This window comes from Neptuniibacter sp. (genome assembly GCF_024231755.1).
Taxonomy (GTDB): domain Bacteria; phylum Pseudomonadota; class Gammaproteobacteria; order Pseudomonadales; family Balneatricaceae; genus Neptuniibacter.
The window spans coordinates 1-634 of record NZ_JAAEQH010000003.1 but is presented as its reverse complement, the minus strand read 5'-3'; the positions used below and the strand labels follow the sequence as shown (position 1 = coordinate 634).

Annotated in this window: 1 protein-coding gene; it reads left to right on the top strand. The window is 47.3% G+C overall.

Going from position 1 to position 634, the window contains the following annotated elements:
* Positions 1-413: 413 nt before the first annotated feature.
* On the top strand, positions 414-634 hold a 221-nt coding region (locus GY843_RS00245), incomplete at its 3' end, for a hypothetical protein (RefSeq protein WP_297305721.1).

Here is a 634-nt window from a genome sequence, read left to right as displayed (position 1 = left end):
CAGGGACATCATCTCGATTCTAATCATGGCCCATTTGCTTTTCCTAATGTGTTAGAAAGATCATTTTGACTTCTTATGCATTTAGGTTTGCTTTTGACTTCTCTATGGTTAGGTATCTGGGTAAAGGTGGCTTTAAGCCATGGTATGCCCAGACTTCACCAGTATTCCGCTATCTGGGGGTAAAGATGGCTTTAAGCCATGATGCACCCAGACATCCTTGGTATATTAGGTAATTTACTTGGTAGTATTCTAAGTTATTGGGTACGCAAGGGTGTTTATGTCGGCTTAGTGCCGTGTTTTGTTTCTATAGTGCACAGCATAGGCAAGCGATTGCTGCCGTATTCTGTTCTGTTTCCCTTTCTGTTAGAGCCAGCTCACTCGTTTTGCTTTGCGTGCGAGGGGGCTCCATTATTATGTGCAGGTCTGTTGCTTGTTGCCATGGTTACGTTATAGTAGGCCTGCTGGTTGGTTCTCTTTTGCCTGTGCACTGCCATCTCGATTCTAGTGAAGAGACCGGCAGCGCTGCTGTTTGGTTTGTGTGTGCAGTTTTCTCTCACTGCTTGAGGCCGGTGGCTGCTGAAGTGGTCGTGCGCTTCGCGGTTAACCTTCTCTCGCTCGGAGGCCAGAGGCTGCT